This window comes from Bacillus sp. 522_BSPC, assembly GCF_001076885.1.
Taxonomy (GTDB): Bacteria; Bacillota; Bacilli; order Bacillales; family Cytobacillaceae; genus Niallia; species Niallia hominis.
On record NZ_JVDT01000256.1, the window covers coordinates 1 to 26,948 of the forward strand.

26 protein-coding genes are annotated in these 26,948 nt (G+C 35.7%); 4 read left to right on the forward strand and 22 right to left on the reverse strand.

Features of this window, described 5'->3' with window-relative positions:
* Positions 1–349: 349 nt before the first annotated feature.
* From ADJ83_RS21420 to ADJ83_RS21460, 9 genes are all read right to left on the reverse strand, one after another.
* A complete protein-coding gene (locus ADJ83_RS21420; protein ID WP_048717475.1) occupies positions 350–1,696 on the reverse strand; it encodes an ISLre2 family transposase in 1,347 nt (448 codons plus the stop codon).
* Between the two features lie 258 nt (positions 1,697–1,954).
* On the reverse strand, positions 1,955–2,947 hold the full coding sequence (locus ADJ83_RS21425; protein WP_031538519.1) for a D-2-hydroxyacid dehydrogenase: 993 nt from the start codon (positions 2,945–2,947) through the stop codon (positions 1,955–1,957).
* 2 nt (positions 2,948–2,949) lie between these two features.
* Positions 2,950–4,170 (reverse strand): PLP-dependent aminotransferase family protein, encoded by a 1,221-nt coding sequence (locus ADJ83_RS21430; RefSeq protein ID WP_031538517.1) that lies wholly within the window; start codon positions 4,168–4,170, stop codon positions 2,950–2,952.
* Positions 4,171–4,282: 112 nt separating this feature from the next.
* Positions 4,283–5,134 carry a D-amino-acid transaminase gene (gene dat, locus ADJ83_RS21435; protein ID WP_048719056.1) on the reverse strand — a complete coding sequence of 284 codons (852 nt, stop codon included), beginning with the start codon at positions 5,132–5,134 and terminating at the stop codon, positions 4,283–4,285.
* A gap of 31 nt (positions 5,135–5,165) precedes the next feature.
* Entirely contained in the window at positions 5,166–6,161 is a 996-nt protein-coding gene (locus ADJ83_RS21440; RefSeq protein WP_031538513.1) for an ABC transporter ATP-binding protein, read from the reverse strand.
* Positions 6,161–7,150, reverse strand: coding sequence for an ABC transporter ATP-binding protein (locus tag ADJ83_RS21445; protein ID WP_081836672.1), 990 nt, complete (start codon positions 7,148–7,150; stop codon positions 6,161–6,163). Before ADJ83_RS21445 ends, ADJ83_RS21440 begins: the two co-directional genes overlap by 1 nt.
* Positions 7,151–7,175: 25 nt before the next feature.
* Positions 7,176–8,057, reverse strand: a complete 882-nt coding sequence (locus ADJ83_RS21450; protein ID WP_048719059.1) for an ABC transporter permease — start codon at positions 8,055–8,057, stop codon at positions 7,176–7,178.
* 19 nt (positions 8,058–8,076) lie between these two features.
* A complete protein-coding gene (locus tag ADJ83_RS21455) occupies positions 8,077–9,015 on the reverse strand; it encodes an ABC transporter permease (protein WP_031538507.1) in 939 nt (312 codons plus the stop codon).
* A 96-nt stretch (positions 9,016–9,111) separates the two neighbouring features.
* Positions 9,112–10,758 (reverse strand): ABC transporter substrate-binding protein, encoded by a 1,647-nt coding sequence (locus ADJ83_RS21460; protein ID WP_031538505.1) that lies wholly within the window; start codon positions 10,756–10,758, stop codon positions 9,112–9,114.
* A gap of 589 nt (positions 10,759–11,347) precedes the next feature.
* Between ADJ83_RS21460 and ADJ83_RS21465 the strand changes: the two genes are divergently transcribed.
* Positions 11,348–12,379 carry an NADH:flavin oxidoreductase/NADH oxidase gene (locus ADJ83_RS21465; protein ID WP_031538503.1) on the forward strand — a complete coding sequence of 344 codons (1,032 nt, stop codon included), beginning with the start codon at positions 11,348–11,350 and terminating at the stop codon, positions 12,377–12,379.
* 337 nt (positions 12,380–12,716) lie between these two features.
* Here the strand turns inward: ADJ83_RS21465 and ADJ83_RS21470 are convergent, their stop codons facing one another.
* On the reverse strand, positions 12,717–12,941 hold the full coding sequence (locus tag ADJ83_RS21470) for a hypothetical protein (protein ID WP_031538501.1): 225 nt from the start codon (positions 12,939–12,941) through the stop codon (positions 12,717–12,719).
* 205 nt (positions 12,942–13,146) lie between these two features.
* Between ADJ83_RS21470 and ADJ83_RS21475 the strand changes: the two genes are divergently transcribed.
* Entirely contained in the window at positions 13,147–13,332 is a 186-nt protein-coding gene (locus ADJ83_RS21475) for a type Z 30S ribosomal protein S14 (RefSeq protein ID WP_031538499.1), read from the forward strand.
* A gap of 388 nt (positions 13,333–13,720) precedes the next feature.
* On the opposite strand, the gene ADJ83_RS21480 is transcribed toward ADJ83_RS21475, so the two are convergent.
* The gene (locus ADJ83_RS21480) at positions 13,721–14,722 is read right to left on the reverse strand and encodes an LLM class flavin-dependent oxidoreductase (protein ID WP_031538497.1); all 1,002 of its coding nucleotides are present in this window, start codon (positions 14,720–14,722) and stop codon (positions 13,721–13,723) included.
* Positions 14,723–15,005: 283 nt separating this feature from the next.
* Here ADJ83_RS21480 and ADJ83_RS21485 point away from each other — a divergent pair, with 283 nt between their 5' ends.
* The gene (locus tag ADJ83_RS21485; protein WP_031538495.1) at positions 15,006–16,901 is read left to right on the forward strand and encodes a glycosyltransferase family 2 protein; all 1,896 of its coding nucleotides are present in this window, start codon (positions 15,006–15,008) and stop codon (positions 16,899–16,901) included.
* A gap of 132 nt (positions 16,902–17,033) precedes the next feature.
* Here the strand turns inward: ADJ83_RS21485 and rfbB are convergent, their stop codons facing one another.
* The 9 genes from rfbB to ADJ83_RS26985 all read right to left on the reverse strand — a co-directional run bounded on the left by rfbB (position 17,034) and on the right by ADJ83_RS26985 (position 24,470).
* Positions 17,034–18,053 carry a dTDP-glucose 4,6-dehydratase gene (gene rfbB / locus ADJ83_RS21490; protein WP_031538493.1) on the reverse strand — a complete coding sequence of 340 codons (1,020 nt, stop codon included), beginning with the start codon at positions 18,051–18,053 and terminating at the stop codon, positions 17,034–17,036.
* A 1-nt stretch (position 18,054) separates the two neighbouring features.
* Positions 18,055–18,909: a dTDP-4-dehydrorhamnose reductase gene (gene rfbD, locus ADJ83_RS21495; RefSeq protein ID WP_048719063.1), complete on the reverse strand. Its 855-nt coding sequence runs from the start codon at positions 18,907–18,909 to the stop codon at positions 18,055–18,057.
* Complete coding sequence (rfbC, locus tag ADJ83_RS21500) at positions 18,906–19,472, reverse strand: dTDP-4-dehydrorhamnose 3,5-epimerase (RefSeq protein WP_031538490.1); 567 nt, start codon at positions 19,470–19,472, stop codon at positions 18,906–18,908. The genes rfbD and rfbC overlap by 4 nt, the downstream gene beginning before the upstream one ends.
* A 21-nt stretch (positions 19,473–19,493) precedes the next feature.
* Positions 19,494–20,372 (reverse strand): glucose-1-phosphate thymidylyltransferase RfbA, encoded by an 879-nt coding sequence (gene rfbA / locus ADJ83_RS21505; RefSeq protein ID WP_031538488.1) that lies wholly within the window; start codon positions 20,370–20,372, stop codon positions 19,494–19,496.
* 278 nt (positions 20,373–20,650) lie between these two features.
* A complete protein-coding gene (locus ADJ83_RS26975) occupies positions 20,651–20,866 on the reverse strand; it encodes a diguanylate cyclase domain-containing protein (protein ID WP_081836670.1) in 216 nt (71 codons plus the stop codon).
* Positions 20,847–21,158 carry a PAS domain-containing protein gene (locus ADJ83_RS21515; protein ID WP_031538484.1) on the reverse strand — a complete coding sequence of 104 codons (312 nt, stop codon included), beginning with the start codon at positions 21,156–21,158 and terminating at the stop codon, positions 20,847–20,849. Before ADJ83_RS21515 ends, ADJ83_RS26975 begins: the two co-directional genes overlap by 20 nt.
* Complete coding sequence (locus tag ADJ83_RS26980; RefSeq protein WP_396953878.1) at positions 21,159–21,326, reverse strand: hypothetical protein; 168 nt, start codon at positions 21,324–21,326, stop codon at positions 21,159–21,161. It abuts the gene before it with no gap.
* A gap of 88 nt (positions 21,327–21,414) precedes the next feature.
* Positions 21,415–24,171, reverse strand: coding sequence for an EAL domain-containing protein (locus ADJ83_RS21520; RefSeq protein WP_048719065.1), 2,757 nt, complete (start codon positions 24,169–24,171; stop codon positions 21,415–21,417).
* Positions 24,141–24,470, reverse strand: a complete 330-nt coding sequence (locus tag ADJ83_RS26985) for a PAS domain-containing protein (protein ID WP_152910854.1) — start codon at positions 24,468–24,470, stop codon at positions 24,141–24,143. The genes ADJ83_RS21520 and ADJ83_RS26985 overlap by 31 nt, the downstream gene beginning before the upstream one ends.
* On the opposite strand from ADJ83_RS26985, the gene ADJ83_RS21525 reads away from it, so the two are divergent.
* Positions 24,450–25,481 (forward strand): IS1595 family transposase, encoded by a 1,032-nt coding sequence (locus tag ADJ83_RS21525; RefSeq protein ID WP_048719066.1) that lies wholly within the window; start codon positions 24,450–24,452, stop codon positions 25,479–25,481. The genes ADJ83_RS26985 and ADJ83_RS21525 overlap by 21 nt on opposite strands.
* 129 nt (positions 25,482–25,610) lie before the next feature.
* Here the strand turns inward: ADJ83_RS21525 and ADJ83_RS21530 are convergent, their stop codons facing one another.
* Both ADJ83_RS21530 and tnpA read right to left on the reverse strand, forming a co-directional pair.
* Positions 25,611–26,063, reverse strand: a complete 453-nt coding sequence (locus tag ADJ83_RS21530) for an AraC family transcriptional regulator (RefSeq protein WP_048719068.1) — start codon at positions 26,061–26,063, stop codon at positions 25,611–25,613.
* A 539-nt stretch (positions 26,064–26,602) separates the two neighbouring features.
* Positions 26,603–26,948 (reverse strand): IS200/IS605 family transposase (gene tnpA / locus ADJ83_RS21535; RefSeq protein ID WP_048718401.1); only part of this gene is annotated, 346 nt, incomplete at its 5' end.

The following is a 26,948-nucleotide window of genomic DNA, read 5'->3' on the forward strand; positions in this document are numbered from 1 at the left end:
GTTTGAGTCAAGTATTTGTGGGAGAAATTTTTTATCGTCGGAATTTCTCTCTTTTTCAGTGTGTTTGCTATCTCTATTGTTAACGCTTTCTATACTTACTCTATTTATAGTCAGGCTGTTTTCGTAAAATTTTTTGGGATCAATAGACCGTTCCTTTCCGCTACAGGCACTTGCTTTCCGCGGGGAGGAAGTCGAGCCTCCTCGCCGTTCCGGCTGTGGGGTCTCGACCTTTCCTCTATGTCCCGCAGGAGTCAAGTGCCTTTCGCTCCAATCCACTCTGCGTTTTCTATGTTGTTAAAATCCATAACCTTTTAGAATACAGTTTACAGTTAAACGTCGACAATCCTTTTTAAAATCCTTGTAATGCTTTTAACGCATGATATAGTGGCTTTCCTGTTGTTTGACTCAAATAGGCAATGTTTTGTCTTGTTGCCTGTCCTGCTGTTTTGGTTAGTTTTTCACGGTAGTATTTTGGTTTTATATGATTTGATTCCTTCTCTTCCAATCGTTTCGTCATTGTTCCGATCAGTGTTTTAATATCTAATCCATCTTTTAAGCCAACCATGAATCGAATAAATGCATCTATTCCTTTTTCACTCCATGCCCTTCCGTTTTTCAGACGCTTGGCAAACACACTCATGGTTCCTTCTGCGCTGCCCATCGGACGCATATCACTCGTATCTATTCCTTGTTCCTGTAACCAAATTCTATAGTCTCCAAGTGCCTCGGGATATGGAGAAAGCTGGTTAATTAATGCTTCTAATCGTTCTTCTTTTTTCTCTGTATCCAGGGTCGCCACTGCACTATTTAACTCTACTAATAATCCCTCTCCATCATACTTAGCTAGCTTTTTTCGTATCGCTTTATATCTAGGATGTTCTTTAAAAATACGTTGGATTTCTCGAGCTACGTGGAATCTGTCTATCGTGAAAAAAGCTTTCTTTTGAAAATACTCTCTGCACGCAGTTATCCAACTAGCTCCGTCCCCATTGATAGCTAAAAGATGAGTAGTTGGATCGTAATGATACGTATCCATTAAAAATTGTTCTAACTCTTCCCAGAAAGGTGCTTCTGCTTTATGAATAAAATGCCGTTTTCCCACAAGACTGGCTCTCTTTCCATTCATAGACCAACCTTCATGGATAGCTGCGATCTTTTCTTCTCGTCCGCGCTTCTTACCACCTTGCCGTTTAATAAATAAGCCATCTACTTCGATAAATAATACCTTTCTTTTTGGTTCGATTGGCAAGCTCGGTACAACTTCTGTTTGTAATAAATGTTGACGAATCGCTTCATGACTAGCTACAGAGTATCCAAGTAATTTTTCTAACGTAGAAGATGCATGTCTGTATGATGGCCCAGTAACCGCCAATTCCATCGCCATTTCTTCCACAACTGGACTAAATCCTTTACCGCCCTCAAACTGTAAATATTGATCTAATAAATAGACATATTTGTTGCCGATACGATCCCAATAGTAATTTCGCTTAATTGAAACAGATCCAAATAAGGTGTCCATCTGAATCGCTCTCTTATCTTTGAGTTGATATCTTCCTTTATCTCGTTGTTCAGCTATTTCTCTGTCATACCCAGTTAACAGCTCCTCGAGAACTTCCGAAAAAGTTTCCTGTAATGTTTTAAATAAATCACTTTCTATTTCTTTTAATGTAGGTAGTTTTATGGTATTTTGTTTCATAGGGACTTTCTCCTTTTGTATGTTTTGTCCGCAAACACTACTATACAAAAAGAAAGTCCCTTTTTCTTTATTTTTGCTCATACTACCGCGCTTGCGTTTGGTTGGCGGTCTAACGACCACCAACCAAACCAGAGGGTAAATTATTTTCTACCCACAAACATTTTACTCATACAATCTATCTCATTTTCTAAGTGAAAAAACATTAATGTTAAGAAAGCTATTTCCCCTCTATGATAATAGCTTTCAATCATCTGATTCCTAATATCCCAGCTGTTTATTGACTACATTTAATAATGGTTTTCCTTCTGAATAGAGTTGTAAATTCTGCAAAAACATCATAAATACTCTTTCTGCATGTCTAGCAGACTTGTATGCTATATGAGGAGTAATAATGACATTATCGAGCATCCAAAATGGGTGTTCCTTAGGTAGTGGCTCTTTATCAAAGACGTCTAAGGCTACTCCTCCTATTTCTCCCTCCTTAAGAACATCTAATAAATCTTTTTCCACAATAGTATTTCCTCTTCCTATATTTATCAAATAGCCATTTTTCTTCATCTTTTTCAATCGTGACTTATCCATAAAATGAATGGTTTCTTCTGTAGCCGGCAATGCAAGCACGATAAAATCAGAGCATTCGATTACTTTATTTACTTCGGAAAGATCGACAACAGAATCTGCTGGACAATCTTCTCTTCTTTTCCCATTAGAATTCCGACGACAGCCAATTACTTTCATCCCTAAACTTTTACACCTTTTAGCGATCTGGTATCCTATTTCTCCATATCCAATGATTCCAACAGTTGATGTATCTAAATCAATGACAGATATATCGGTCCATAATTGCCTTGCCTGATTTTTGTACTGTTTAGGAAGTCCCCTTGCAAAGGATGTAATCAAAGCGATAGTATGCTCTGCAATTGGAATAGAAGTAACTCCTTTTGAATTCGTGATTACGATATCACTATTTTTAATTTGTTCGTTTAACATCGCATCTATTCCTACACTAACGGAATGAATCCATTTAATATTAGGTGCATACTTTAAAATTTCTAAATCGTCCTTCAGTCCCACCGTAAATAACACATCACAATCCTCTAAATCCTTTGTTGGAATTGGTTGTTCTCCTTTAAAATCCCAAGGTTCAATTATTACCTGGGAAATTTCTTTGTATTTCGACAAGAACTCTTCTGGAACATTTCGTCTAAAATAAACTTTGGGCTGCTTTTTCTCTACTATTACTTTTTCCATTTTTACACCTCGTTTAATACTTCGATGCTTTTTTTGTATCGGTAATACGACTCTGCAATTCGCTGAACCCCTTTTTTAATCTCCTCTTCATTTGTAAAGGTAAAGCTTAATCTGATGTGATTTGTTTCTGCACCATCTATATAAAAGTATTTACTTTCAATAAAACTAACCCCTCTTGCAAGTGCATCACCTGCAAATTCACTTGTATTTACTTTTTCGGGAAAGCTTAACCAAAGGAAGAATCCTCCCTCTGGCTCTGTATATGTCACTTCTTTGCCAAAGCATTCCTTCACAGCACTAATCATTGCATCTTTTCTAGTACAATATAATTCATTTATTCTTTTCATATGGTAGTCAAATTTAACATCTGACAAGAAATGGGAGATAATTTCTTGGACAAAGACACTTGTGGATCCATCGGATTTTAACATTTTCATTCGCAAGATTATTTGTTCATCATCAGCTAAAGCCCAGCCCATTCTAATTCCTGGTGCAATTGTTTTGGAAAAAGTACTTAAATAGATAACCCTTTTCGGTCCAAAGGTATAAATGGAGGGTAGTTTCTTTCCTGAAAAACTAAGCTCTACATAAGCATCATCCTCAAGCACATAAAAATTATATTCATAGGCAAGTTCAGCAAGCTTCTTTCTTCTATCTATCGATAAACAAACTCCAGTAGGATTATGATAGTTTGGCATCACATAAATAAACTTGGGTATAGGCACATTATTCTTAACTGCTTCCTTCAATTTATTTTCGAGCTCGTCTGTCAATAATCCATTATGATCCACTGGTATAGAGGAAATCTTTAATTCAGCTAGAGAGAATTGTCTTATTGCCCCAAAAAAAGTCGGTGCCTCTACCCAAACATGATCACCAGGATCTGTTAAGGTTCTCGTGGCTAAGTCGATAGCTTGCATAGAACCAGCCGTAACAAGAATATTTTGTGTTTCTACTGAAATAGATACATATTTTGATCTTTGTTGGATCCAGTTTACAACAAAGTCAGGACCGGATCCTCCCGAATATTGCAAAGCCCTTGGACCATCTAATTGTAATGCTGACACAGCTGATTGAGACAATAGTGGAACATCAAATGATTCTTGCGCAGGATGACCAAAGGCAAATGGAATCAAATCGGAATGCTTTTTCGTATTAGCTGCAGATAATAAAGGCAATTCTGGAAACCTCTTTGATAATGGATAATCTTTTACTAACTCCATATATTTCCTCCTATATTTTTCTGTTTTCATGCATTTAGTCAGGCTGGCTCCTTATCTTTAAATAACTCTATGAAAAAACACCAAGCATAAGCATATTAAAATTACATCAAATTTACCGTTTGCTTGGTACAACAGAGTCAATTAATCGCTGAAACTCGATCGAAAGGTTGCGGCTATATACTCCTATATCTCCATTCCCAACCTTTCTACCATCTATTTCAATAACTGGACCAACCTCTTGACCTGTATTGGTTATAAATACTTCATCCATTCCATATAACGCTTCTAATTTCATCGGTGATTCTTCTAACTCTAATGAAACCTTTTCTAATAAACGAATCACAACTTGTCTTGTTATTCCGTTTAAAATCAAATGATTGGCTGGATGTGTAAAACAAACACCATCCTTTATGCCGAAAATATTACTGCTGCTACATTCAGTCACCATTCCATCTCTAACAAAAACAGCTTCTTGAGCGCCTGCTTCCACCGCTTTTTGTTTTGCAAGTACATTTCCTAGTAAATTAAGGCTTTTAATATCCACACGTTGCCAACGAATATCCTCTGTAGTGATTACTCGAATTCCTGCTAGCTCTTCTTTTCTTTCTTCTTTCCCTTCTTTTGTATAAGCTACTAATACAGAAGAAACACCTTCAGGAAAATGATGAATACGTGAGGCTACCTCTCTTGTAACTTGAATATAGACATAACCATCTCTTAAATCCTCAATAGCTATTAATCGCTGAACCTGCTCCGTTAACTCTTCTTTATTCATCGAAATAGTAATCCTTAGCTCCCGAGCACTCCGAAAAAGCCTTTGCAAATGAGCTTCCCACTCAAATAGGACTCCTTCAAATACCTTTACCATTTCATAGATTCCATCACCGAATTGATAGCCTCGATCTTCAATATCAACGGAAAAAGAACTTCTTGGAATGATTCCTTCATTAACTAGAATATACAATCTGTTCACCTCGTATTATTTTAATAGTATTTCATGAATGTAAATGGCAAGCTACTTGATGATTAGTTCCTAAATCCTTTACTGTCGGTTCTACTTGCATACATTTTTCCATTTTAAATGGGCACCTTGTATGAAAACGACAACCGCTTGGCGGATTAAGGGGGGTCGGCAATTCCCCTTCTAATACAATCCGTTCCATTCTATTTTTCTCATCAATAACTGGTCTTGCAGATAACAAAGCTTGCGTATAGGGATGAGCTGGCCGTGAAAATAGATCCTCCGTATTAGCAATCTCCACTATTTTTCCTAAATACATCACCCCTACTCGATCGGAGACATGTTTTACTACACTAAGATCATGAGAGATAAATAGATACGTAAGGGAAAATTGCTTTTGTAACTCTTTAAAGAGATTAATAACTTGTGCTTGAACAGAAACATCTAATGCAGATACAGGCTCATCACAAATAATAAACTTAGGATTTAGCGCTAATGCCTTTGCAATCCCAATTCTTTGTCTTTGTCCTCCTGAAAATTCATGGGGATATCTTTTTTTCATTTGAGGGGACAAACCAACTTTTTCTATTAAATATTCCACTTTCTTGCGTCTTTCTTCTCGACTACCAACTTTATGAATAGATAAAGGCTCCGCAATGATTTCTTCTACCGTCATTCTTGGATGTAAGGATGCAAAGGGGTCTTGAAAGACTATTTGCATATCCTTTTTAATATTTTTTAATTCTTGCTTTGAATAGGTAACAATATCCTTTCCTTCAAAATAAACATTTCCTGCCGTTGGTTCAATTAGCCGCAATAAAGATCGACCGGTTGTACTCTTCCCACATCCTGATTCTCCAACTAATGCTAATGTCTCTCCTTTATAAACTTTAAAATTGACATCATCCACTGCCTTAACGACCTTTTGATTTTTTCTTGTTAATTTTTGAAGAATATCTCTTTTTACTGGGAAATACTTTTTAAGCGATTTTATTTCCAATAACACTTCTTTCTCGGCAACATGCTCCATTATGATGCAACCCCTTCTGCAATTTCCTTGTATCTCCAACAACTGACTTTGCGATTACCTTCTATCTCAGTTAGTGGCGGTTGCTGCATCTGACATTTTTGGCCAGCAAATGGACAACGGTCTTGAAAAATACATCCTTGTATCTCCTCATCCGCCATGGGAACTCGACCAGGAATGGAATATAATTCGTCTATTTTCTCTTCAATGGAAGTAACAGACTGTAATAATCCTTGTGTATAGGGATGATATGCCTTTTCAAACAACTGGTCTTTACTTGCTTCCTCCATCACTCGACCAGCATACATTACAATAACTTTTTGACAGTTATTAGCGACAACTCCCAAATCATGTGTAATTAAAATCATCGCCATATCTAGTTTTTTTGTTAAATCAGCAAGTAAATCTAAGATTTGTGCTTGTATCGTTACATCTAAAGCCGTTGTTGGTTCATCTGCAATTAATAGACGCGGCTGACAAGAAATAGCCATCGCAATCATTACTCTTTGCCGCATTCCTCCAGAAAGCTCATGTGGATATGACTTCATCCGTAGCTCAGGGGAAGGGATTCCTACTAAATTCAACATTTCAATCGCCTTTTCTATTCTTTCCTTTTTACTTAATCGATCATGTGCAGCTAATTGTTCCATTATTTGCGTTCCAATTGTTAATAAAGGATTAAGTGCTGTCATCGGTTCTTGAAAAATCATTGATATTTCTTTTCCGCGAATACTTTTCCATTCAGTGTTTGTAGATGTTAGCAAATCTTTTCCTTCCCAAACTATTTTCCCATCCGTAGCTAGAAGACCTTTGTTTTTTAGAAGTCCCATTATTGCTAAGGAAGTCATACTTTTTCCACAGCCTGACTCCCCAACTATGCCAAGCGTCTCTCCTTTTTCTAAAGAAAAGTCTACTTGTTTTAAAACATGAACTATATCACCGTTCTTGTTATATCCTACTTTCAAATCTTGAACATCTAGTATCATCCCCAATTGCAGTACCCTCCTTTATCTTTTATCATGAATTTTTCATTCTTGGATCAAAATAGTCTCTAAATGTATCTCCTACTAAATTTATTCCTAATATGACAATAAACATCACTGCACCAGGAATAAATAAATACCAAGGAGCATTAAACATATAATCCTTTCCTTGATTGACCATTGATCCCCAGCTAGGATCAGGTGGCTGTACACCTAAACCAAGAAAACTTAACGATGATTCTGCGAGAATGGTAGATGCCATACCTAATGTAGCAATAACAGCAATATGTCCATAACAATTAGGTAAAATATAACGAAATAAAATGCGAAAGATACTTGCGCCAAGAGCGTGACCACCTTCCACAAACTCCTGTTCCTTTAAGGATAGAGTTTGTGACCGAACCAATCGGCATATTTCTGGCCAGCTTACAATCCCTAACGCAAGGATTAAGTTAAATATCCCTGGTCCTAATGCCGCCATAATCGCAATGGCAAATAACAGTCCAGGAAAGCTAAACATAATATTGGTAATTGCCATGATTACCTTATCTGTTTTTCCTGAAAAATAGCCAGACAGCAAGCCTAATAAAGTACCAATAGATATAGATAAAAGCTGAACCACGATTGCAATAATTAGAGATTTCTGCCCTCCATATAAAACCCTTGTAAAAAGATCTCTTCCTAAATGGTCTGTTCCAAACCAATGAGTCGCAGAAGGCTTTTGTAATGTCTGTGTTAAATCATTGGTATTTGGATTATACGAAGAAATAAAGGGTACCAATAATGTGCCTAATACAATAACAAGCATTAATCCAATTCCAATATAAGAAAAAGAAAATTTCATCCTTCTTTTCTTTTTCTTCTTAATAAGTATGCCTCTATCAGCACTTATTGTGGGAGAATTTACGGTCTCCATTTATATTCCTCCATCCTTTTTAAGACTCTACTTTGATTCTCGGATCGATTAATCTACATCCTATATCAGTGAGTAAGTTCACTAATAAAAAAACAGTAGCAACAAAAACAACACAGCCTTGCACAATTGGTAAATCTCGCTGCAATATCGCATCGATCATCAATCGGCCTACACCTGGCAATCCGAAAATTGTTTCTGTAATAACTGCTCCAGATAATAACAATCCCATTTGAACCCCAATTATCGTTAAAATAGGTGGCATTGCATTTTTTAATGCATGTAAAATAATAATTCTACCTGAGGAAATTCCCTTTGAAATAGCTGTTGTCATATAATCCATGCGTAAAATATCAATCATTGCTGATCTAGTAATTCTTGAAATTACACCACTTACAGCAAGAGCTAGGGTTAGGGATGGTAATAGTAAATACCTTATATCCCCCGCCACATAGCCTGTTGCCGGAAGCAGCCTAATTTTTACTGCAAACAGATACATGAGAATTAATCCTAGAAAAAAGGATGGCAAGGAAACGCCAGATACGGAAAAGGAACTTACTAAAGAATCAATCCAAGTACCTCTTTTTAAAGCTCCAATGGTTCCAACAGTAATTCCGATTACGATAGCAATGATTAATCCAAGAACGGTGATTTGCAAGGTTACTGGGATTCTTTCCATAAGCAGCTCCGTTACAGAACTTCTAGATTGATAGGAAGTGCCAAAATCACCTTGAACTACCCCTTGAAGAAAATGTAAATATTGGAGAGGCAGGGGATCATTAAGCCCCCACTGTTCTCTTATTTGCTTTATCACATTCTCATCCAACGCACCACTTCTCGCATCCATTAATTGAGCTACTGGGTCACCTGGAATAATATTCATCAAAATAAATACAATTAAGGTAATTGCAATCCATATTGGAATAGCTTCCAAAAGCCGTCTTATCGTGTAATTTAGCATTGTCCACCTCTCATTATTTATTTTGGCTGTTTTCTTAAAGTTTGTTGCTATTACTCAAAAGCTTTTTTATTTAAAAATCATTAATTAGCTAGAATACTATTTTAGACTTTCATCAATCCAAACCTTTGTTAAGTCTTGATAGTCAATATCTGTCGGCATTTCCTGCAGACCCTTCACCCAAGGCTGATGAACAATTACTGCCTTGTTATAGTTAAAGAACCACCAAGGTGCATCATTTACAATAATTTCTTCTGCTTCCTGAGCTAATGCAATCATTTCCGATTCATCTGTTGTTTGTGACGCCTTATCTAGCAATTCATCTACCTTATCATTGGTATAATGACTTGTATTACCGGATGCACCAGCGTTTTTACTATGGAAATAACGAGATAAAAACTCTACAGGATGCGTCATCCCTCCATTTGAAGACATCGCCGTCTCAAAATCTCCATTGTTTAATCGGTCTGTCATTGCAGCAAAATCGACTTGCTCTGTCTTAACCGTAATTCCGACCTCTTCTAAATATCCACTCAATGCCTCTACTGCTGGCAAGCCGAATGCAGGGTGAGAGGTCGTAAGAATGTTTAGTGTAAATCCATCACCATATCCTGCTTCTTCTAATAAAGCCTTTGCTTTTTCTGGATCATATTGATAAGTAGTTACTTTTTCGTTATAGCCTTGAATGGACGAAGGGAGTACTCCAACCGCTGGGTAAGCCTTCCCTTGGATTACAGTTTGGATAATTGTATCTCGATCAATTGCGTAGTTTATCGCTTGTCTAACACGAACATCTTGCCATGGACCATCTTTTTCAAGATTAAACTTCAAATTCCTTGTAAATAATTCTGGTACTTCTACTATCAAATCACCATAAGTGGGATCATTTTTATATCTTGCATACTGAGCATCTCCCAGTACCATCATATCCAATTGTCTTGAAGCGAATGAATTATCTCTCGCTGTTTGGTCTTCCATAACTTTATAGACAACTTTGTCTAGATAAGGTGCACCTGCGAAGTAGTCTACATTTTTTTCCAAAACAATTTCACTACCTCGAACCCAACTAGAAAATTTAAAAGGACCTGCTCCAACTGGTTCTTCGCCAAATTTATCTCCTTTTTCTTCCACTACCTCTTTAGGAACAGCAGCTGTAAATGGTAAAGATAAGACGGAAAGGAAAGTATTGTCTGGCTTATCTAAACTAATTTCTATATGCGTATCATCTATTACTTTAATACCTGTTACTTCGCTTGCATTCCCACTCATAAACTCCTTTGATCCTTTAATTGCTTGCAAGTTTCCTGCATTGGGAGAAGCATTTTTAGGATTCATTACTCTCTCCATCGAATACTTAAAATCTTCGGCAGTTACCACTCTTCCATTATGAAAGGTAACATCTGAATTAAGGGTAAAAGAATAAGTTAAACCATCTGAACTAATTTCCCATTCCGACGCATTTCCTGCTTTGAATTCTCCAGCTACCGCGTCATAACGAATAAGTGGTTCAAAGATATTCCAAGTTACCATGGATGTCGAAGTACCATGAGACCTGGCCATTGGATCCAAATTTTGTGGATCCCCGTAAATAGCAGCCCTCACTAACGTACCACCAGGGGTTGGCTCATTACTACTTGTCGTATCGTCCTCAGTAGAACTTGTAGGATTACTTTCGTCAGTACATGCACTTAAAAATAAGACCATCAAAATACTAAAAATAAAATACCTAAAGTGATTCCTTTTCATTCTCATTCTCCTTATGTATTAGTTTGTTTTTTACTACATCTTTCTTTTTCTATCTAGTACATTAATGGAATAATCTAGTTGTTTTGTCAGAAAATATCACATTATTCTTAGTATGTAGTTATTTTATCGTTAGTTTTGTCATATTCCCTATCAATTTGTCTGAATATTAAAATTATTATATAGCGATACTTTGTTACGGTAAAGTTGAACAATCATATAATTTTCTTTATTTTCAAAATATTCAATCAATAACTTTATTCTTCTATAATGAAAATCTGACATATTTTTCGACATATCCGTCATCAGAATCAGCTAAATTCTTATTGCTTCCACTGATTCCTAAAATTTTCATTTTGAAAAAACCTAGGCACTATATTTTTCGATAATAAATATTTTTAATGATTAATTTTTTACTATTAGCTTTTTCGATTCTTCTTTCTTTTGAAACTCATTCGAATTTGTTACATTTTTTTATACATAATAGTTCTGAAAAATCATATTATCGGGAAGCATAATAGTTGAAATAAGCTCTAGCTGGTGGTACCTTTTTAGACAAACAATATAATTTTCAATGAAAGAAGGCTTGGTTATGAAGGATTTATTTACTCCTTTTTCATATAAAGGACTAGAATTAAAAAACCGTGTTGTAATGCCTCCAATGTGTCAATATTCAGTGGAGAAAAAGGACGGAATCGCAACAGATTGGCACTATGTTCACTATGTAAGTCGTGCAATCGGTGGTGCTGGGTTAATCATTATTGAAATGACAGATGTAGAACCGGACGGTCGCATTACAGATAACGATTTAGGTTTATGGTCTGACGAGCATATTGCTCCACTAAAACGAATTGTTGATGCTTGTCATCAATACGGTGCAAAAGTGGGTATCCAAATTGCTCATGCTGGCAGAAAGGCAGAAGATGCACCACAGCCAGTCTCTGCATCAGCTATTCCATTTGATGATAAATCGAAAACACCAAGAGAATTAACTACTGCAGAAATTGAAGAAATGGTAGAAAAATTCCGCAAAGCGACTGTTCGTGCGATTAAAGCTGGTTTTGATACAATCGAGTTGCATGGGGCTCATGGGTACTTAATTCATCAGTTCCAGTCTGCATACACTAACAAGCGTGAAGATGAATATGGCCAAGATTTAACGAAGTTTGGTGTGGAAATCATTAAAGCAGTTAAAGAAGAAATGCCAGCTGATATGCCGTTAATCATGCGAGTTTCTGGAAAAGAGTACGTTGAAGGCGGATATGATATTGAAGAAAGTGTTGCATTTTCTAAAAAATATGAAGAAGCTGGCGTAGATATTTTCCATGTTAGTGCAGGTGGAGAAGGTCCAATTGCTGCAGCGGGACGACCTGGCACACACGTTGCCTATCAGGTTCCTTTAGCTCGTGCCTTTAAACAAGAGTTAAGTGTACCAGTTATCGCTGTTGGAAGATTGGACTCAGCAGAATTAGCAAACTCTGTCATTGGCAATGAAGATGCTGATCTTGTTGCAGTGGGAAGAGGCATGCTTCGTAATCCATATTGGACAATTGAAGCTGCTGCACAGCTACGCAAAGAAACAGAAATGCCTAAGCAATATGCTGTTGCATTCCCTAAGAGATAAGAGCAAGGCAGAAGCAGAGGAACGGTTCTTCTGCTTCTTTTCTATAGATAACAACATCTCAGGTATGCCATTTTATGGTATTATAAACATAAAGGAGATGGTTGCTAGTGATAGAGCTTGTGCTTGGTCTTTTAAGTGTGGTTGGTGACATTTGCACACCAATTGCAGTATCTGCTTGGGAGAAGCTGCAAGGTAAGTAAATAGCAAGTAATTTTCTTAGAAAAAGTGGCCAGTTACTTGGCCTCTTTTTTTCTATACTCAATGGGACGGTTCTTCCGCTTCCCTTTTCTAGTTTTGCAAAAAAAACGGAAACAGGAGAACCGTCCCATAGCTTTCCTTACATCCCTGTCTTATACTTTTTTTCACTTGAAGACGTATTTTTTGTATCATGCTTAGCTTTTTCTTCTCGTAGCTCTTCTTTCAGATCTTCCATAGGGATTGGATCTACATTTAATTCACTTTCAAATTTATCAAATAAACTTTCATTTTCCGTTGGATATTGCTCGGGATTATCCATACTTATTTGTGCATTATTCAAACCTGGTTGTTTTTTATCTGTCATTATCTATCACCTCCCTCTATTAGTAGTAATACCCGAGTTTCATTTAAAGTACTCAATAAAGACGGTACCTCTAGTATTTCTAGTTCCACTTACTAAGTACAAAGTAAAAAAGGGATTTAGGAGAATCAGCGCTCTATCTACCATTAATCCCCTATTTAATTAAAATAACTATTAAGTTATAATAATTATAAAAGGAGGCTGGATAATGGCTAAACAAGCATTAGTAAATAAACAAAAAAGAACTGCTAAATATAAAGTACAAGAATATACAAGATGCGAAAAATGCGGCAGACCTCATTCTGTTTACCGAAAATTTAAATTATGCAGAATTTGCTTAAGAGAATTAGCCTACAAAGGCCAAATTCCTGGACTAAAAAAAGCAAGTTGGTAATAAGGGATTTAGAACAGTCTTCACAGGGATAGCTCTACCGTTTCCCTATCTTTTTGCTTCTATAAAAACGGAATCAGTAAAACCGTCCCTCTGATTCCCTCCTCCCAAATACAAAATAATTCCACTTCTTCCTATTAAATTTTGGTTTAATCTACTTTAAAACGTCTATATAAAAGAAAAAGGAGGCGTTTATAGTTATGGTTAAAAATGAAGATTTGAAAAACAAAACGGTGGATCGTGATTTTAAAATTACGGAAGAGCAAAAAGAGAAGCAACAAGAGAAGAAAAAAGAGGATAAAAAGGATAAATAATTTAAAAGGGTACTGGCTCCATCGGAGATTCAGTACCCTTTTTATAAACACAATTTATCAAACCTTGGTTCTTAAACTTACTTCCCCTCTACCACTTCTCTTAATATTTCATAAGAGCGTTTCTGCTTGTCAGGGTCATAAATATATGAAACAGCCATGATCTCGTCCACATTAAAGCGTTCTTGAAAAGCTGTAAGCTGCTTACGAACCGAATCTTTACTTCCCAATAGAGTAACACTTGACATTGATTTTGCCATTTCTTCTTCCTGTGGGTTCCAAAGTCCATCTAGGCTTTCCACTGGTGGCTGAAGAGGCATTTGTGTACCACGTACTACATTAAGGAAAAACTGATGAGTGGATGTCTGTAAAACAGCAGCCTCTTCATCCGTTTCAGCAGCAATTAAATTTAAACAAACCATCATATAAGGTTTATCTAAATACTTCGAAGGCTTGAAACGATCACGATAAATCTTAATTGCATCTGCCATATATCTTGGCGCAAAATGAGAAGCAAAAACATAAGGCAATCCTAAGCTTGCCGCTAAATAGGCGGAATCAGTGGAAGAACCAAGAATGTAAATCGGTACATTGGTTCCAACACCTGGATGGGCTTTTACATACCCTTGATCTTCTTCTGGACCAAAATATGTCAGAAGAGCATTAACATCCTCTGGAAACGTATAGACAGAATCCTTTTGCGATCTTCTCAAGGCGCTTGCGGTTAGCATATCCGTTCCAGGAGCTCTCCCAAGCCCTAAATCCACGCGATTTGGATAGATTGTCGCCATCGTTCCAAATTGCTCTGCTACAACTAGTGGAGAATGATTAGGTAGCATCACTCCACCAGATCCTACACTAATACTATTTGTATGTTCAAGCGTATGCTTTATTAATATTGCTGTCGCCGAACTAACAAGTGTAGCTGTATTATGATGTTCTGCAATCCAATATCTTTTATAACCCATTTTTTCAGTTGCTTGAGCTAAATCCACCATTGATTCAATGGCTTCTTTAGAATTTTGTCCCTCGCGAATAGGAGCAAGGTTTAGTACAGATAAAGGTATATTTAAATTTGCCATTTTGCAACGTCCTTTCATGTTGAATTCATTCTTTATCATATCAATTGCTATCCTGGAAACAAACTAATCTGCTTGAATTTCACTTTATCAAGTAAGCCATTCTCCTCAATCCCCCTAAAAGTTAGAGAAATGTTCCCCCACCATCTATAGGCATATAACAAAAGGAAATGATACCTAACATAAAGGGTTGTTAATAGTGTATTATGGTGGATTTATGTTATATTATTTACTTAGGAAAAAAAATGTAGATAATAAACATTTTCAAAATCGGAGGAAATAGAAGATGAACCGAAAATTAAGAAGTATTAAGGAATTATTCCTTTCGCTGGGTTCTTCAAAGAAGGAAAAGCTAGTTAAAATAAGTGTAATGATACCTACATACAACACAGATCCAGAAGCTTTAGATCGTTTAATTAAATCTATCGATGCTCAAACAATGAGTATGGACGAATATGAAATCATCTTTATTGATGACGGATCTACAACCAATATATATGAAGTTCTGAAAGAATTAGCAACAGAGAGATCTAATATAATTGTTCAGCAAATTCCGAATTCCGGCTGGGGAAGCAGACCGCGAAATGTAGGAACAAAGTTAGCAAGTGGTCATTATATTCTTTATTTAGATCATGATGATACAGTTTTCCCTGAGACATTCGAGAAAGTTTATGAATATGGGATTGCAAATAATGCTGATGTTGTAAATGCTAAAGAAGTTCGAACAAAAGGATGGTCTTGGGGCTGGGATCAATTTAAAGAAAATAATCCTTCAGCTGAAAAACTTGGCATTCAGTCTCTATTACCAATGACACCACATAAATTTTACCGTAGAGAATTTTTATTGGAAAATGATATAACGTTTAATGAAGGTGCTAGAGTCTTATGGGAAGATGTTTACTTTAATACAAAAGTTTTTTCATGTGGTGCTAAAGTTGCCATTTTAGCAGATTATCCTTCTTACTATTGGATTGATACTGGAGCAAATAACTCTAGCAGTTTTGGAAGAGACCCTCATGAAAAATGGGAGCAAATTCGTAAATTAATTACATTTTTTACAGAAACCATTTCCAACAAAGAAGATCTCGATTTTATGTTAAAACATTGGTATCAATCGAGAGTTCTTGGAATACTAGGTGCATGGCTGCTTGATAAATCCGAAGATAGAATCCAGATTGAATTTGACTATGCAAAAAAAGTGGCAGAAGACCTGATTCCTTTATATATTGATGATGAACTAAATAAAATAAATCAATTACGTTCTTATTTATTGCGAAATAATAATTTAGAAGCTTTAAAAGAATTAGCTAAAAATGATAAAGGAATAACCGCTAGACCTTATGCTAAAAATGTTCAATGGCAAGATGGATTATTGACATTAGATGTTGAAACAGAAATGTCCGTTGACGAAAAGCGTCCTTATTTGTTGGAGTATACGGAAGAGAGAATTTTCAGAGCTATTCCTTCTGATTTAAAACAAATCATTCCTGATCACTATTTAGACCTAACCGAAGAAATAAAGGATAATTCCTTTAAAGCAAGTATAAAGGATCGAAATACAAGAGTTACTTGGGAGACTCCCGTATCTTCTTCTCGTGTTGAAATAAGGCATTTACCAGAATCTAAAATCACTTTTAAAGGAAATATGCAATTTAGCATTAATATGGAAAATGCAGCAATGGGTTCTCCTTTAAGAAAAAGTCCATGGGATATCGCTGCAAGATTTTCCGCTCTTGGTATGACTTTCCATCGAGGAATTGTAGGGTCAGAAGGGTATATTGAAGCAGCCCTTGTTAATGGAAGAACCGCCGTGTCCTATACAAATAAATCCCAATTACTTAGCCTTGATATCGGAAGTAAGGTTCATAGTATTGTTAGTGTTGCAAATCCCCAAAATGAGGATTTGCAGATTGAAAAAGAAAAAGATCAAAGGACTATTACAATTGAGTTACCAAATGTACAAGTCTTTGGTGAAACGAAAATAAAAGGATCGATTATCTTAAAGGAAATGGGAGACGGAGATAATAACCAAGAAAGGAAAGTAAAAGCTTTTCTTATTGGCGATGGAAAACAAGCGAAAGTAGTAGCAACATTTGATATTCCAGTCGGGGAATACTCCATTACCACCGTTTTTGAAGGCAGAAAATCTAAACTAGATTCTTTAATTCTTTCTATATCTTAACAAACGAGTATATAAATATTTCAGAAACAATCCTCCAAAGCAATAAGGGCCTGTCTAATAGTGAAATACACTATAAAGACAGGCCCTTTTAGCATTTAAAAGCTAACTCTTCCTATATTAATAATTATCTTCTTACAAAGTATACTGCTTCTCAAAATAATTCTGATATTCGCCGCTAATGATTTGCTCCCACCATTCTTTGTTGTCTAGATACCATTGAATCGTTTGGGCAATCCCAGATTCGAATGTATAGGTTGGTTTCCAACCTAACGCTTCAAGTTTAGTTGGATCAATCGCATAGCGTTTATCATGACCTAAGCGATCGGTTACGAATTCGATTAACTCTTCTGACTTGCCTAATGTACTAATGATTGTTTTTACTACTTCTAGGTTTGTACGTTCGTTATGACCACCAACATTGTACACTTCGCCATTTGCTCCTTCATGAAGCACTAAATCAATTGCCGCACAGTGATCCAATACATGCAACCAATCACGAATGTTTTTACCGTCTCCATAAACAGGAATCTTTTGATCATTTAATACGCGAGAAATCGTTAATGGAATTAACTTCTCTGGGAAATGGTATGGTCCATAGTTATTCGAACAACGTGTAATATTAATTGGCAAGCCAAATGTCTCATGGTAAGCGCGAACCAGCATATCAGAAGATGCCTTACTTGCACTATATGGGCTATTTGGCTGTAATGGTGTATCTTCTGTGAAGAAGGTTGTTGGATCGAAATCTAGTTCTCCATACACTTCGTCTGTCGATACATGAACAAATTTCTTTACACCAATCTCTTTTGCCGCATCAAGTAACACTTGCGTACCAAGAACGTTCGTCACGACAAAGATTTCTGGATCTGTAATCGAACGGTCCACATGGCTTTCTGCTGCAAAATGAGTCACATAGTCAAACTTTTCCTTTTCAAAAAGAGCTGATATTGCGTCTCGATCTGCAATATCGGCCTTTACGAAATGATAGTTATCCTTCTTTTCGATCTCCTTATGCTTCGTTAAATCTCCTGCATAGGTTAATAAATCTAAATTATAAATATCGTAATCTGGATATTTGTTGACCATATATTGCACAAAGTTTCCGCCGATAAAGCCTGCGCCACCTGTTACTAATACTTTCTTTCTTGCCACCTTAGTTCACCTCTTCTTGTAATTCAACGATATATCGCGTTAATGCATCCTGCCATGCAGGAAGGCGGGTAAAGCCATTCTTCTCTAGCTTGTCCTTTGACATACGAGAGTTCTTTGGTCGAACGGCTTTAGTCGGATATTCTTCCGTTGTAATACTATTTACTTTCACTTTTTTTCCCGCTACTTGAAAAATTTCTTTCGCAAAGTCTGCCCATGTGGTAAACCCTTCATTAGAAGCATGATAAACTCCGTATTTCTCCGTTTCTACCATATCTACTAAAAGCTTCGCTAAATCAAAGGTATAGGTAGGAGAACCATATTGATCCCCTACTACATTCAATTCGTCTCTTGTTTCTGCCAGACGAAGCATTGTTTTAATAAAGTTATTGCCATTGATGCCAAATACCCAAGAAATACGAACAATAAAGTACTTGTCCAATAGGGACTGAACAGCTTTTTCCCCTTCATACTTTGTTAATCCATAGTAACCAACAGGATTTGCTGCATCTTCTTCCGTAAAAGGCTCGGTACCTGTGCCTTCAAACACATAGTCTGTACTAATATAAATAAATTTAGCATCCATACCTTTTGCCGCAGCTGCCAAATACTTCGTCCCATTCACATTGACATCGAAACAGGTTTCTTTATCGTCCTCTGCATGATCCACCGCCGTATAGGCTGCACAATGAATAATCGCATCTGGCTTCACGGTATGTACATAGCTTTGCACTTGTTCTTCCTTTGTGATGTCCAGTTCCTTGTGGCCAACACCAATCATTTCATATCCACGTTTTTTTCCTTCTAAAACAACATCATAGCCTAATTGCCCAGAATAGCCTGTTACTAAAATCTTCATTTATTTTCACCAAAAGTAAAATTGTGTTCAGCGTCTTTTAGTAATGGCGCTTTTTCATCTTTCTCGGAAAGAACAGGTGTTATGTCTAATGGCCATTCAATGCCAATAGCAGGATCATTCCAAAGAATGCCTCGGTCACAATCTGGAGCATATAGGTTATCCACTTTATACTGCACTTCGACATCGTCCGTGATCGTCATAAATCCGTGTGCAAACCCTTGTGGGATTAATAGCTGTTTTTTATTTTCGGCAGAAAGCTCAATCCCAAACCATTTTCCAAATGTTGGACTATTTTTACGAATATCTACTGCCACATCATAAATAGCCCCTTTTGTACAACGGACTAATTTTGTTTGCGCCTTTGGATTTAATTGATAATGCAAGCCGCGAAGTGTTCCTTTTGTTGCAGAAAAGGATTGATTATCCTGTACAAATGAAATATTGATTCCTGCTTTTTGAAAGCTCTCTTCATTATAGGTTTCCATAAACCAACCACGATGGTCTCCGAATACCTTTGGTTCCACTACTTTTAACCCTTCGATAAATGTTTCTGTAATTTCCATCCTAAAGCACCTCAAATCTGCTTAATATTTAATATCACCTTTTGCGACCTTTAATAAATATTGACCATAACCTGTTTTGGAATAGAGATTCCCTTGTTCGATTAGAGAATCATTCGTAATCCAGCCATTAATATAACCAATTTCCTCTGGTGCAGCAATTTTAATACCTTGATGGTCTTCAATAGTTCGAACAAAATTAGATGCATCTAATAAACTTTGATGGGTTCCTGTATCTAACCAAGTAAATCCTCTACCAAGTAATTCTACTTCTAATTCTTCAAGTCGCAAATAAGCTTCATTAATAGAGGTAATTTCTAGTTCCCCACGATGAGAAGGCTCTACATTTTTCGCAATCTCCACAACACGATTATCATAAAAATATAAGCCTGTTATCGCGTAATTAGACTTAGGAGCTTCCGGTTTTTCTTCCACGCTCAAGACTTTTCCATCTGCATTAAATTCCACTACCCCAAAACGCTCAGGATCCTGTACATGGTAGCCAAATACCGTTGCCCCTCTCTCTTTTTTAGCAGCACGTTGCAGAAGTTTTCTCATTCCACTACCATAATAAATATTGTCCCCTAAAATCATCGCAACAGAATCATTTCCGATGAATTCCTCGCCAATAATAAAAGCCTGCGCTAATCCTTCTGGCTTCGGTTGCACTTTATATTGTAAGGTAATTCCAAATTGAGAACCGTCCCCGAGTAATGCTTCAAATCGAGGCGTATCCTCTGGTGTTGAAATAATTAAAATATCTTTAATTCCCGCTAACATTAAGGTGGAAAGTGGATAATAAATCATTGGTTTATCGTTAATTGGTAAAAGCTGTTTACTTGTCACTAAAGTAAGTGGATAGAGTCTCGTGCCACTTCCACCAGCTAGTATAATCCCTTTCATGAAGAAATTCTCCTTTTCTTTTAAGCTTGCAATTTATTTTACCCTAAATAAATGACAACTTATATAAATGTAATCAAAAAATAATGTTTGCCTTGTAAATATGGATAAAAGTTGAAATACTACATATAAAAAATTAGCAATAAAGCTAGAAAAAGTCAAAACTTATTACAAGTAGAAACCCCAAACTTACTTTCTTTCATACCCAAGAAATAGTGCAGAAAATAAAAAATACCACATTTTGTTTTGTGGTATTTTTTAATATAATGAAAAAAGCTCTATTAAGTAGACTCTTGTTTATAAGAAAAACTATTCCCACCTTTTTCTTTCACTTTATATAATTCTTTATCCGCCTGTTTAAATAAGTCCTCTATATTACAAGGGGAATGGGGCGCATAAAAGGAAATTCCTATACTAGTCGAAATCTCCAATTCATTTCCACTTATCAACATTTTTTCATTCACTATTCTGAGAATTCTACCAGCTATCGAAAACATCCTCGAGTTTACTTAATTCCGGCAAGACAATCGTAAATTGATTCTTATTTTTCGCCTTTAGAAGTTCTAAACCAGTTTGATTAATAAAGCTTATTTTTTCGTCAGTAAGTATGACGATGGCTTCAGGGGCAGCTTCTACCACACGTTCAAACTTTTCCTCGCTTTCCTCTTGTTTTTTCAAAACTTGTGTATATTCCGTTACATCCTTGTAAGTGCCAACAGCTAAAATAGTTCCTTTATTAACAGGTCTATACGTAGCAACTACGTCAATAAGAGCACCATCTTTACGCATTCACTGTGTTTGAAAACTCGGAATTCTTTGCCCACTCCTTAAATCCTCTAGAAAGTAATTTACTTGTTTTAGATGAAATTCTGGATAAATAGGGGATGTAGATAGCATAATCATTTCTTCTACTTTCCACCCAAGCATCTCCTCAAAGGCTGGATTTCCCTTTAGAATTTCTCCATTTGATTAATCATAAAGATTTCCTTGAATTCTTATTGATTGCACATAGTTTCTCTATAATAATATAAGAAAAATTTCCTAATTATTGAAGCTTTTTAAGATAGCTTATTTTTTCCTCATTTATAAAACTACAATTGGTTAATAAAGGATTTTTACGATATTGCACTGAAAATTTATTTAATAGTTTGGCAAAATAATCTCTTTCTTTATTCTTCATTACAAATTGGATACCATATTGGTAAATATCATTTACTTCATGTTTCCAGACAATATGTCCAGACAATTCTACATGCTCATTTAATATAAATGTTTCAAATTGTAAGTCAATATCTGGTCTAACAGGTAAATCTATATGCGAGAGAATTCTTAATCCACCAATTCCTATATCTTCAATAAGAATTTCAGTTTTCCCTAACTTAACTTTTTTCCCTTTAATGGATACTAAAGACATCGTTGCCTGTAAGGGACGCAGTAAATTAATCCGATAGAAATTCCTTCTATTTGTCATATCTTCCCTCTCCCATTGTGGATCTATTGGTTTTAAAATCTTGTTTTGCAAAAAGGATTGAAATACTTCTTCTCCAACTGATTTACTAAATAAAAATCCTTGTATTTCATCACATTCTTGTTGCTTTAATAAAGATAATTGCTCCTTTGTTTCTACGCCCTCTGCGACAATTTTCATATCCAATCCTTTTGCTAAAAAGATCATCGATTTGACAATCATTGCATCCTTTTTGGAATCAGTTATGTTCCTTACAAAAGACCGATCTAACTTGATCGTATCAATTGGATATTGTTTTAAATAAGTTAACGAAGAATAACCCGTTCCAAAGTCGTCTAATGCAATACGAATTCCAATTTTTTTCAATTGTTGAACAGCTAATGTGACAATTTCTTCATATTGTATTAAAGTAGTCTCTGTTATCTCAAATTCGATTAAGGAAGGATCTGTATTCGTTTCTCTTAAGGTGTGAATAACATTTGGAATAAAATCACTTTTCAATAATCTTTGCGCTGAAATATTAATAGAGATAGGTACAATAGGTAGGTTCATGCTTCTCCAAATGGAGATTCTGTTACAAACCTCTCGAAAAACCCAATCACCAATAGGTAGAATCAACCCATTTTCTTCGGCAATGGGAATAAATTCTCTTGGAGAAACATATCCCCATTCTGGATTTGCCCATCGTACAAGCGCTTCTGCACTTACCATTTTACCAGAAGACGCCTCTACTCTAGGCTGAAACTGAAGAAAAAATTCTTTTTGATCTAGTGCTTTATATAAATCTCTTTCTAGCTGAAATTGCTTGAAGGAAGATATATTTAACAAAGTAGAATAAATTTGATAATTGTTTTTGCCCATTTCCTTTGCTCTATGCAAAGCAGCGTCTGCTTTTTTTACTAGTTCTTCTTTTGTTTGTCCATCAATTGGAAAAGTACTGATACCAACACTTGTCGTTACAAACAATTCATATTCATCGATTATAAAAGACAGTTTCATGGAATCGATAATTCTCTTTGCAATCGTTACTGGAAAGTCTGGTTGCTCAAAATCCCAAAGCAGAATACCGAATTCATCTCCACCAAGTCTTGCAAATAAATAATTAGTCATTTTCAGCTTCCGATCCAACCTTGTTGTAAATTGTTGTAATAGCTTATCGCCAATAACATGACCTAGTCTCTCATTAATCTGTTTAAATCTGTCTAGATTCAAATATAGAACAGAAAAATTTTGATTATTTCGTTGGGAAGTCTGAATTATTTCTTCCATCTTTTCATCAAACATTCGTTTATTAGACAAATCAGTTAAATAATCGTGATAGGCTAAATGCGTTATTTTTTCCTTACTTTTCTTTAAAAAAGTGATGTCTGAAACAATTCCATCTAATCTTTTTACATCTCCTGCCTTATCTAAAACAGGTATCGTTTGATCTTGCACCCATTTTATTTCTCCTTGTTTGGAGATAATTCGATAGGTATGAGTAAGGGATTCACCATGCGATAATTTTCCCCTTAATTGTCTATAGTCTGATAAATCATCTGGATGAATAATAGACTCCCATTCCATTTCCCTCATCTCTTCTGTGTTATATCCCGTAACAAATTTAACACCTGGGGAAGTTAGCAGAAATTTATTTTTTACAACATCAAAAGACCAAATGCCAACCTCTAAATTATCATAAATATTTCTAAATCTCTCTTCAGCTTCTACTAACTTATTTTCTGCAACTTTTCTTTTTGTTATATCTTGAATAACTCCTACATATTTTATCGGACGGGAATTTTCATCCAAAATCAATTCTGCTTGAACAAACACATAAATAGTATTACCATCCATTCTTCTAATTCTATATTCCATTGTGCAGCTTTCTCTATTCTTAAGTGCAGTTTCGTAGATGGAATCGAAATATAGACGATCTTCTGGATGAACGAAGGCCACTATTTTCTTATAGGTAGGAGTAAACATTTTCTGATCAATTCCATATATTTCATAAATCTGCTTTGACCAATAAACTTGATCTTTGACAATGTCATATTCCCAACTTCCGATCTTTGCTACTTGTTGGGCTAATTCAAGATTCTCTTTAACTTTCAATAACTCTTGTCTATTCTTTGTCAACAAGGTTATATCTTTTGCAATTCCATAAATGCCAAGGACTTGCTCTTTTTCTCCCATAATTGGAATATATGTAATTTCAAAGTTTAGTGTTTGACCATTCCTATGGATTATTTTAGCTTTGAAATTTTGACTTTCTCCACTTAATGCCTTATTTATATAACTTTTTCTAATATGTTGATGCTTTTTTATATAAATTTTACTAACGTTTTTATCCAAGTCCTTTTTTTCATACCAAGTATTTGTTTAAACGATGGATTATAATGCAATACTTTTCCATGGATATCCAATGTAAATACAATATCCGGATGTTTTTCAAATATGGCATAAAACGTTTCCTTGTTTAATAAATATTCTAAGTTACCTAATTTTATAGGGTGCTCCTCTAATTCTATTTTTTTATCTTTGGCTCTGTTAAAGATAAATGTTGATATTTGATGCTTGTCCGAATTCTTGATATAATCATTATAAGAACAAACATTCGGGAGATGGTTAGGGTGGACAAGGCGTTTAATAATTTATTAAAGTATCTCGACAAATTGTCTCATACTAAAAAGGAACAAGTTTATCAATGGGTAAAACGCTATGTTGACCCTGCATCTTCCGTTGGTGGTCGGCTTATCAATGAAATGAGAGAAACTCGTTTCAAGGAAGGATTTGAATGCCCTCATTGTTCCTCAGAACACGTTGTTCGATTTGGAAAAGTCAAAGGTCGTCAGCGGTATCGTTGTAAAAGTTGTTGTAAAACCTTTACGGATACGACTAATACCGTTCTTTATCGCACCAGAAAAGGTGACGAATGGATTACATTTGTGGACTGTATGTTCAAAGGCTATTCCCTGCGAAAATCGGCTGAAATCGTAGGGATTACTTGGGTTACGCTTTTTTACTGGAGACATAAACTGCTGTCTGCCTTAAAACAAATAGATTTTGACCATTTTGAAGGTATCGTTGAAGTTGACGAGACCTATTTCTTGTACTCTCAAAAAGGAGAACGTGGCATTACAGAACGGAAGCCTCGAAAGCGTGGAGGAAAATCCAAACACAGAGGAATTAGCCACGAACAAGTATGTGTTCTTGTCGCAAGAGACCGCACAAAAGCAACTGTCTCCAAAATTTCTTGTATGGGTCGTATTGTGAAGACCAAAGTTGAAAAACTTATTGGCTCTAAACTATCCTCCGACAATGTGCTTGTCACCGATGCTTGGAGAGCCTACAAAACGTATGCGAAAGAAAAAGGATTAGAGCATTACCGAATCAAATCAGATGATGGAAAGCACGTTATTAAAGGCTTATATCACATTCAAAATGTGAACAGCTTTCATTCTCGGATGAAGAAGTGGATTGACCGCTTTAAAGGTGTCGCCACCAAATATCTCGACAATTACCTTGCTTGGTTCTTGTTTGTAGACAGTCGCAGTAACGAAAGCACTAAACAGCATATTAAGGAATTTCTATTAACATCATTTGTATTTGAAATGACTGACACATATGACAGTTTACGACTGTCTAAATTCAAAGTGTTATGATTCTTTTTCTAACAGGTCAATTATTGAAAATAGAACAAGAAGTTGGTGGTACTGATAATTTCTTGTTCTATTTCTTCAATTTTTATTTCCTGGTGATGAAAAAGTAAACAAGTAAAAAAGCTAATCAAACTATAATGGTTTTACGGGTACACATATTTCGCAATAAGGGTTGCTAATCATATCACCAATGTATTTTTCCATAATGGGTTTGTTATCCATTTGATACCCATTGCTTCGTAGGGATGGAAAAATATCAGAATATGCTTTTTGAATATCTTCTGCTGTATGTTTAACTTCGTAAATAAGGTACTTTCCACCAGAAAGTTCACCTTCGAAAACTGAATCATCCACTTGATAATCAGTTGAAATAACAATACAGGCATCAAATCTACAATTATCAGCTAATGTTGTTTCTGGATTATCTTGTGGAATTGCAAATAGGATTGCAGATTCAAGAAGTTTTTTCTCCTTAGCCCATTTTTTTAATTTCTCCATTACTTCAATATTAGCTGGACCATATTGACCAACTCGTCGCATATAAGCAATGCGATAGTTTGGGAGTGTTTCGACTTTAAATTTCATTAAGTTCTTTCTTCCTTTCTTAATTAGTATTGTTTGTTACATTTCGAATGTAACACGCTTTAAAAATATATACATTTAAATTTTTAAAATTTTTTGATAAATTTTAAAATGATAATTTTGCATAGAAAATCAACATTAAAGTTTAACAGAGCCTTATCTTTTAAAAAGTTAAATCTCGCCATACAAAAACCATCCTCCAATCTTTATCTTTCCATTTCATTAAAGTGAAAATTTTCTTTCATGCCTTTACTGATGGCTAGTTCATCCAACCGTTATGGATAGTTGATCTGGTTTTGACTAATTGAAGTTTATAAGTGGGTCCAACTATTACTTTTTACCTATTCCCTTCCATCTTACTAAATATACGAAGGGGGTTGTATTAGCTCTCCTTCCTATTTTTCAAATCAAAACCACCAGTGTGAACTGGTGGTTTGCTCTGCGGCTAAAAGCCTCTCTTACCGGCCTCGGCCTTAAAGGCCCACTGAAAAGGTTTCCCTTCTGCACCACATTCACTCACCAATTCTAAAGAATTTCTTTATTTACTTCCGATTTTTCTCACCCGTGAACGGATCGAATTCTTCGAACAACGTTAGCTGATCAGCCATATAATCTTCTTTCAGCTGATTTCTTATATATTCTTGTATTTGTTTCTTATTTCTCCCCACGGTATCAACGTAGAAACCACGACACCAAAATTTCCGATTCCCATAGCGATATTTCAAATTCGCATGTCGATCAAATATCATCAGGCTACTTTTTCCTTTTAGGTAACCCATGAACTGCGATACACTTAATTTTGGTGGAATACTAACCAACATATGGATATGATCCGGACAGGCATTTGCTTCATGTATAATGACACCTTTTCTTTCACATAGCTCTCTT